The sequence below is a fragment of the Mesorhizobium sp. M4A.F.Ca.ET.050.02.1.1 genome (assembly GCF_003997725.1).
GTDB lineage: Bacteria > Pseudomonadota > Alphaproteobacteria > Rhizobiales > Rhizobiaceae > Mesorhizobium.
In genome coordinates, this window is sequence record NZ_RZSG01000217.1 from 1 (window position 1) to 8,095 (window position 8,095).

Genomic DNA, 8,095 nt, shown 5'->3' on the forward strand with positions numbered 1-8,095 from the left:
GTTGTCGGCCGGCATTCACCCAAAGGTCGCGAGCGAGCGCCTGGGGCATTCGACGATCGGTATTACGCTCGACCTTTATTCACACGTGATGCCGGGAATGCAGGCCGATGCGGCCGAGCAAGTTGACGCGGCGTTGCAGGCAGCTATAAGCAGCGAGCGGAAAGCCAAATAGTTGCAAAATGCGTAGCAAGGGACCTTTTCAGACCCCTCGCCTTTTCAAATAAGCGCAATAGAAACAACTAGTTGGAGGGATGGCCGAGCGGTTTAAGGCACCGGTCTTGAAAACCGGCGTGGGCGCAAGTTCACCGTGGGTTCGAATCCCACTCCCTCCGCCAAGTTGTCAATAAAACCAAACACTTAACAAGCAAAACGGACCTTGCATAACGGCAACCCGTCCCAAAAGAGAAAGCCCGCCGCCGTGAGGCAGCAGCCATTTTCGCCGCGTGCCGGCGGTCAAGGCTTCTTATCGCCGTTTGGATTTGGAACCGGCGCCTCTCGGACATCTCGCGGAGGCGGATCAACATGCTGAGGTTCTGGCGCGTCCTTGTCATGAGGCCGGACTTGCGCCTCTTTCGGATTTGGCTTCGGCGGGGGCCGCTCTTTGGTCTGGTTTGGCATCAGCGCTCTTCCCTCGCTTGAAACCCCACAGCAAGCCCATTTGTTCCGATGGGACGGAAGCCTTGGCCTATGCCAATTGCGGCGCGCCATACGCGCCAGGGCAACTTTCGTTCGTCGACCCGATAGCCGAGCATCCGGCGCTTTATCGTTCGGGTCGATCGCTCTCGCGTCCTTCAAGCACTGCTCCGACAGTCAGCCTGCACATCTTTCATCGCTGCTCAAAGGGTGACGTCACCTCGTTGCTGCGAGACAGCAATGCGCTCCTAACCAAACCGGCCCGGCTTCATGGAATAACCGGTCAGCTCTTGGCGGGGTTGGGTGCGCCGTAGAACTGGACGCCAAGCCGCTCCTTCCTTCGCCAGCGCACCACCGTTTGATAGGTGGCCGCATCGTCAGGCACATGCAGGAGAAAACGCTCCGGCACGAAGGCGTCGGCAGGAACGCGCAGTTCGGCCCCTCTTTCATGCTGATTGTGGACGGAACAGCCAATCGCCGGGTTGTCAGGACCCGCGACGATCGTGGCCTCCTTCAGGACAATCTCACGTTGGTGAAGGCGACGCTCTCGTCTGGGTTCATCGGGTTCCATGCGCGTGCCTTGCTCGATCCGGAATCACCCTCGCGGCGGGCGGCCCCTCATATTAGCCGGCGCTTTATTGACCTGCCAGCTACGCGAGGTCGAATGATATCCCAAAGACAACCCTCTTCGCTACCGGCCACCTCGGGCCGCCGGACCCACTGCATGGAATTGGCGACTGTCGGGCAGTCCGGGCGCGGCAATCGGCGCCATCCACGAGGATCCGGCGCATCGCTGAAGGGACTGGCCGCGCGCGCCGGCATGTCGCGGTCGAGCTTCGCGCTGAAGTTCAGGGAAACGGTCGGCGTGCCGGCGATGGATTACCTGACGCGCTGGCGCATGCTGCTGGCCAGCGACAGGCTGGAGAACAGCGATGATCCCATCTCGGCCATAGCGCCGTCACTCGGCTACGAGTCCGAAAGCGCTTTCAGCACCGCTTTCAAGCCGGTCATAGGCCGCTCGCCACGGCAAAACAGCCGCGACCTGACCACCGCTCCCGCGCACGAGGACATGGAAGCTTCTCGCTCGGATCAGTTCGATCCCGCCGCGGGCTGAGGCGGCTGGCCATGCCCCGATTTGTGTTACCGCCTGACGGGAAGTCTCCCACTCCGACGCCAAAATTGTCCGGCCAAGGCAATACCACGCTCAACCGTACATCTTGAGGTTGAGGTCGATTTCGGCTATTACTATGTCGGGAGGGGTAGTAGCTGTGAAAGTCGTCATTCGCGTGATCGAGGACGCGGCAAATCTCGTTGCCGTCGCCGCCATGCTGTTGGTCTTGCTGCCATTCCTTGCGCTTGACAAGGCGGAGCAAGCGACCAGGTGGGCCCGGCAGAAAAAGTAGCCGCTTACTTAAACACAGCTCGAATTTGCTTGCGAAAGGCAGGCTTGGCCATTCGTCCATGGCCTGCCCCAACGGACCGCGCCAATGGCCGGTGCCCTATGGTCGATCGGGCCTTACTGGATCGATGGCGCCACGCGCATTGCAATCAAACCAACCCCAAGCAACCTTTTGTCTTCAGGCGTCACCCTCGATGCAGCCACGGAGGCCTCAGCCTCAACTCGATCGTCGTGAAGCCCGACTGCCGCAGGAGCAGACGGGGAATGACGATGCGATGCTCTTCCGGCTGCATGGACCGTACAACGCTGATCGTGGTGATGGGGGTTTGGTTGACGCGCACTTCGACGCGCGGAATTCGGCCGTCCTTGTCGGCAAGCTGCATGATCCGGAGATCGATGACAACGCCGCGGCTGCCCAGGTCGCGATTGGGCAATAGTATGCGCTGCACCTTGTCCCTGCCCCAACGGCCCCAGGCCTCCGGCGAACACCATCCCCGATCGAGAAGCGGTTCGAGCTCACCGCCGGCGGCGGCGCTGAGCCATCGATTGGAAAGCAACAGAGGCTGCGAACAGTCCGACTTAGGCAAGCGATACAGGCGGCGAAGCGGGTCGTCACTGACCAGCCGCGCGCCGACCGCGCTCAGCCGGCTGTCCCATGCCGCGAGCTCGGTAGCGTCGTAGCCGCGGCGATCCACCAGCACCGCGTCGAAATTGTAGCCGGCTGACAGTTCGGCCAGGGCGCAGGGCGAGTCTGCGGTCTTCAGCAGGAGTTGCAGGTGTGACAGATTTTCGCTTCCCCGCGAGCCGCCGTAACTCCAGTGCCTGGAACTGCCCGGAGCGCTGAAGACAAAGGGCAATAAATGGTTGTAGGGCTCGAAGCCGCGGATCGTGGGCGCTTCGGGCCAGGCCGCCATCGGCAGCTGGAGAATCCGCCGCAGCCCTTCAGAATCCGCCACCGCCAAAGTCGCGCGGATGCTTGTCATCTCCGTGGCAAAAGCCGGCTGGCGCTGCAAGGCGTGCTGCTGTCGGGCAAACAGCGCAAAGCTGCCAATGCTGTTCACAAGCACCAGGACAACGAGAGCTACCGCGGCTATCACGCCGCCGATCGAACGGCCGAACCTGGATCGCAGCCGGAGCACCACCCGCTGCCATAACCTGAAGAACACCAGCAGCGCCGCGAATGCAAAGAACGGCGCGATGCGATTCTGTGCGCGGATCTCCGGCCTCATCAACAGATTGAAGATCAATCCCAGACCGAAGGGCGCACAATAGATCATGCAGAAGACGAGATATGCGTTCAATGTCGGCGTCAGGCCTCCGTAGGCCGGCCGGACACCAGGACCGCGCCTTCGCAACAGCAATGAACCAAACAGGGCGGCCAGCAATGCGAAAGCGGACAGGACGGGGCCAGGCCAGGCGTCCGTCCCCTCGGTCTTGCCGCGGATGGCCATGTAATCACGCAGTGCATTCCGCGCGACGCCGAATGGCTCCAGCCCGATGATCACGTCGGAGATACGAAAACCATAGAGCGGCTGGTCGGCTGCTGTTCTTGCTGGGAAGCCAGCGTCGCCTGGCGTGACCGCGACGAAGAACGCCAGGATTGGCACCAGCACGGCCAGCGTCACGCCAGCCGGCAGTGCCATGGCCGGCAGATAGCGCCAGTCCCGCTCCTGCGTGGCCAGGGCCAGCCCGACAAACCCCCAGGTAAGCAGGGAAAAGAAGCTGTAGTAGATTCCGGACGTGGCGATAACCATGCAGCATGCGAGCGTGACCGGATCCTTGACCATGCCGGTCGGCGACCGATTGCGAACGGCCATGACAATGCGAGGCAGGATCAGGAACGCAAGCGGCGCCGCATAATAGGCGGCGAGATAGTCATGCCCGGTCGAACGCTCTGCGAAATAGGGAATGAACGCAAAAGCGAAAGCGCCCGCGAGGCACCACCAGGGCCGTATCTGAAAGCTGCGCAGAGCGCAGAAGGCAGCCGCGAAGTTCACCGCGACGATGATGACGAAATATACATTGGCGCCAACGATCACGTCGCCGGTCAGGCGAGTGGTCAGAAATTGCACGACGCGTTCGGTAAGGTCGGTGAAAGGAAAGCCGAGCAGATCCAGCCGATCGGGAAAACCCACCGCATCCGTTCGAAAAATATGCGGCCAGTCGAGAAATAGCCTGCCGTGAAGCAGCAGGAAAGTACGATCGCCCCACAGACCAGTCGGGACGCCGAATCTCATGAATGGAACACCCGCCATCAGCCAGGCGAGCAGAATTCCCAAACAAAGGAGAAGTACAGGCCGCCTTCCAAGATCGGCGAAGAATGCGCTAGTGTATCGGATCATACGAGAGGCCAATCGCATGATGTCGACCACTAGCATGAACGCCATGGGCTGTCATGGAGCCTGATCCGGCGCTCGCTCACCAGCAAATCCTGAGTTCGCGGGCGCTGCGCAAGCTGATCCTTGAAGAATCACATCGCGCCCATGTCGGGCACATTGGCTCGGCCCTGTCCGTGGTGGATCTTCTCGCAGCACTTTATGGCGGAGCCATGCGACTGAACGCACCGGACGATCCGGATCGCGATCGTTTCGTTATGGGAAAGGGGCACGCGGCGCTTGCGCTCTACGCCGCCCTGTTCTTGCGCGGATGGCTAAGCCGCGCCGAACTGGCAAGCTATTGCGCCGATGATTCCCGCCTGGGCGTGCACCCGACCCATCACCTCCCAGGCGTCGACTTCTCGACCGGCTCGCTCGGCCTTGGCCTGTCGATCGGCGTCGGATCGGCGCTCGCCGCGCGCCTGCTCGGCAAGGACCGCCGCACCTATGTGCTGCTGTCCGATGCGGAATGCAATGAAGGATCGACCTGGGAAGCGGCGATGTTTGCCGGGCATCATCGGCTCACGAATTTGATTGTCGTCGTCGACGTCAATGGACAGCAGGCGCTTGGCCCGACCGCCGAGATCATGAACCAGGCACGGATGCCGGAACACTGGGCAAGTTGCGGCTGGACGGTCCGGGAGGTGGATGGACATGCGCCAGCGGCGGTTCGCGAGGCGCTGCGTCCGCATCGCCAGGAGCCGTTGGTGGTGCTGGCGCGGACCGTGTCGGGGCGCGGTGTGAGTTTCATGGAGCGCCAGGTGCGCTGGCACTATTTGCCGATGTCGGACGAAGACTTTGCCATCGCCCTGGCGGAGAGCGAGGCGCTGCAGTGAGGCGCGAGTTCATCGCCAAGCTCTGCGAACTCGCCGCGCGCGATCCGCGCATCATGTTGCTGACCGCAGACCTCGGCTTCTCTGTCGTGGAGCCCTTCGCGCAGGCCTATCCGGACAGATTCGTCAATGTCGGTGTCGCCGAGCAGAACATGATTGGCATCGCAACGGGTCTGGCGGAAGCCGGATTTCTTCCGTTCTGCTATTCGATCGCGACCTTTGCGACGCTGCGGCCTTACGAATTCATCCGCAACGGTCCGGTTGCGCACGAACTGCCCGTCCGCATCGTCGGTGTTGGCGGCGGCTTCGACTACGGCACGGGCGGCTCGACGCATCACAGCCTTGAGGACATTGCCGTCATGCGTGCGCTGCCTGGTATGATGGTTCTCGCGCCGGTCGATGGACCTCAGGCCGCCGCGGCGCTGGACTGCGTGTGGTCGGCGCCGTCCCCGGTCTATTTCAGGCTGGGCAAGGACAGTCCGCAGGGCGCGATCTCTGGCGGTCGATTTGAACTCGGGCGGGCTCAGACCATGCGTCGAGGCGCCGACGTGCTGCTCATTTCAACGGGTGCTCTGGCTGCGGAAACTATGACCGCTGCCGAGACGCTGGCAAGCGGCGGCGTGCAGGCGACGGTGTTGTCCCTCCCCTGCCTTGCGCCTGCGCCGCTGGCGGACCTGGGAACCGCATTGGCCGATGCCAGCGCCGTCCTGACGGTCGAGGCGCACCAGCAGACGGGAGGACTGGGTTCTTTGGTGGCGGAGGTTCTCGCGGAAGCCGGATTGGCGAGGCCTTTCCGCCGCCTCGCGGCAACCCAGCCCGGCGCAGGCCGCGGCGGCAGTGCGACCTGGCTGATGGAACGCAGTGGATTGAGCGCCGACCAGATTGCGTCTGCCGCCCGGGAACTGCATTTGTTGAGTTGCCATGAACCCGACAGTGTCGATCATCCTTCCCATCCATAACCAGGCCGACCATGTCGTCACCGTTATAGAGGAATATCATGCAACTCTCCGCAGCCTTTCGGTGCCGTGGGAAATTATCCTCGTCGAGAATGGATCGCGTGACGACAGCGCCGCGCTCTGTGCGGAGCTGGCAATCCGCTATCCCAATGTGCGCACATTGAGAGCCGACAATGCGGGCTGGGGCCGCGCGGTCAGGACAGGCCTGGCGGCCGCCCGGGGAGAATTTCTATGCTATACGAATTCGGCGCGTACGGCGGGAGCTGATCTGCGCCGGGCGCTGGATGCCGGCATAAGCCGGCCGGACAGCGTCCTCAAGGCCGAACGGAAGCAGGGCCGGGCGTGGCTTCGCGCGCTTGGATCGCAGTTGTACAATCTCGAGGCGAGGCTGCTTTTCGGGCTGCGGCTGCGCGATATCAACGGCACGCCGAAACTGTTCCATCGCCGCTTCGAGGCGCTCCTGGATCTGCAGCGCGATGACGATCTGATCGATCTCGAATTCTGCATAATCTGTCGCCGCCATGGATACGCGATCACCCCCTTCGGCATGGCATCCGGCCCTAGACACGGCGGTCGCTCGACAACCGGATGGCGCACGGCCATGCGGCTCTATCGCGGCGCGCTGCGAATGAGGTTGCAAAGTTGAGCGACGGGAACGACTCCTTCCAGGCCGACCATCAAGCCTGGCGTGACCCGGCCAGCGTCGTGGCGCAGTGGCAGGACGCGGGAGCGATCGACAGCAGTCTGCTTGAAGTCGAGGTGACGGGGCCATGGTGGCAGAGTCTCGCCGAGGCCGGCGTCACCTTGCTGGTCAGCCGCGAATACGAGCATCTCCTGCTGGCGCTCTCGATGGCCTCGGGATCACCCCAGGTGAGCTACCTCAGGCTGCCGCACCCGTCGGGCATTGCCTTCGACGCGGCACGGGGAGAAGTCCATGTCGCAAGCACACGCAATCCGAATGTCTTGTACACGCTGCGGGCTGCGGACGGGCTTCTGCCACGCAGGGATCTCACATCGAAGGGCATTGCCGGAAACGTGCTCATGCCCGCGGGTGCCCGCTTCCTGCCCGGCAGCACATATCTCCACGATCTGGCGATGATCGGCCCTGAGCTGCATGGCAGTGCTGTTGGTGAAAACGCCATTGTCGCATTCCCGGCGCTCGGTGGCAGCCAGCGTGTATGGTGGCCGTCATGCATCGAGGGGGACGCGGGAGCGGATTTTGGCCTCAATCATTTGCAGCTCAATGGCATCGCGGCCGGAAAGAGTCTGGCCGAAAGCTGCTTCACGGCATCCAAGGACGATCTCGTCGGCGCACGACCTGGCCAGATCGAATTTGCCGTGGAAGGGCGCGGCGTCGTTTTCAGCGGCGCGACGCGATTGCCGATGACGCGTGGCTTGACCCGTCCGCACTCCCCCCGCTTCGTCGGCGATGCCTTGTGGGTTGCCAACAGCGGATTCGGCAGCGTCGTAAGCTGCGGACAGGATGGCAGCATCGAGATCGTCGCGCGCCTGCGGGGCTGGACCAGGGGCATGTGCGCGATCGGCAATCTCGCGATCGTTGGCACATCGCGGATCATTCCGCGCTTTCGTGCCTATGCACCGGGGCTCGAACCGGACAGATGCGTTTGCGGGCTGCATGCGGTCGATATCAAAAGCGGGCGAGTCGTGGCCAGCCTGGTCTGGCCGGCCGGCAACCAGATCTTCGCGATCGAGGCCGTCCCGTCGCGGATGATCGATCGCCTTCCATTTGACGGCTTTCGCCGGATGCCGGGCGCGGAACAGACGCTGTTCTATGCCTGGCAAGCCGGTTCCAGGAATGATGTTCGGAGGAATTGATGACCGACGGGTTTCGCTTGCTGATGCTTGGCGCCATGTACGAAAATGGCGGAAACACCAGGC

General features: G+C 62.5%; 6 protein-coding genes, 1 tRNA gene and 1 pseudogene. 6 read left to right on the plus strand and 2 right to left on the minus strand.

The features are described from left to right. The first annotated feature begins 245 nt into the window (after positions 1–245). Positions 246–335: transfer RNA gene (locus tag EOA33_RS16170), tRNA-Ser, on the plus strand. 581 nt (positions 336–916) lie between these two features. Here EOA33_RS16170 and EOA33_RS16175 read toward each other — a convergent pair. After that, positions 917–1,204: a PilZ domain-containing protein gene (locus tag EOA33_RS16175; protein ID WP_126054557.1), complete on the minus strand. Its 288-nt coding sequence runs from the start codon at positions 1,202–1,204 to the stop codon at positions 917–919. Positions 1,205–1,385: 181 nt separating this feature from the next. On the opposite strand from EOA33_RS16175, the pseudogene EOA33_RS16180 reads away from it, so the two are divergent. Continuing rightward, a pseudogene (locus EOA33_RS16180) lies at positions 1,386–1,747 on the plus strand (AraC family transcriptional regulator); the annotation flags it as partial. A 470-nt stretch (positions 1,748–2,217) separates the two neighbouring features. On the opposite strand, the gene EOA33_RS16185 reads toward EOA33_RS16180, so the two are convergent. Then, positions 2,218–4,419 (minus strand): hypothetical protein, encoded by a 2,202-nt coding sequence (locus tag EOA33_RS16185; protein ID WP_127406046.1) that lies wholly within the window; start codon positions 4,417–4,419, stop codon positions 2,218–2,220. Between the two features lie 8 nt (positions 4,420–4,427). Between EOA33_RS16185 and EOA33_RS16190 the strand changes: the two genes are divergently transcribed. The 4 genes from EOA33_RS16190 to EOA33_RS16205 are packed head-to-tail and all read left to right on the plus strand — an operon-like array spanning position 4,428 to position 8,032. Further along, entirely contained in the window at positions 4,428–5,243 is an 816-nt protein-coding gene (locus EOA33_RS16190) for a transketolase (RefSeq protein WP_126054555.1), read from the plus strand. Next, the gene (locus EOA33_RS16195; RefSeq protein WP_210211269.1) at positions 5,240–6,199 is read left to right on the plus strand and encodes a transketolase C-terminal domain-containing protein; all 960 of its coding nucleotides are present in this window, start codon (positions 5,240–5,242) and stop codon (positions 6,197–6,199) included. The genes EOA33_RS16190 and EOA33_RS16195 overlap by 4 nt, the downstream gene beginning before the upstream one ends. After that, positions 6,162–6,842 (plus strand): glycosyltransferase family 2 protein, encoded by a 681-nt coding sequence (locus EOA33_RS16200; RefSeq protein WP_127406047.1) that lies wholly within the window; start codon positions 6,162–6,164, stop codon positions 6,840–6,842. Before EOA33_RS16195 ends, EOA33_RS16200 begins: the two co-directional genes overlap by 38 nt. Then, the gene (locus tag EOA33_RS16205; protein WP_190234288.1) at positions 6,839–8,032 is read left to right on the plus strand and encodes a DUF4915 domain-containing protein; all 1,194 of its coding nucleotides are present in this window, start codon (positions 6,839–6,841) and stop codon (positions 8,030–8,032) included. The genes EOA33_RS16200 and EOA33_RS16205 overlap by 4 nt, the downstream gene beginning before the upstream one ends. The last annotated feature ends 63 nt before the right edge of the window (positions 8,033–8,095 follow it).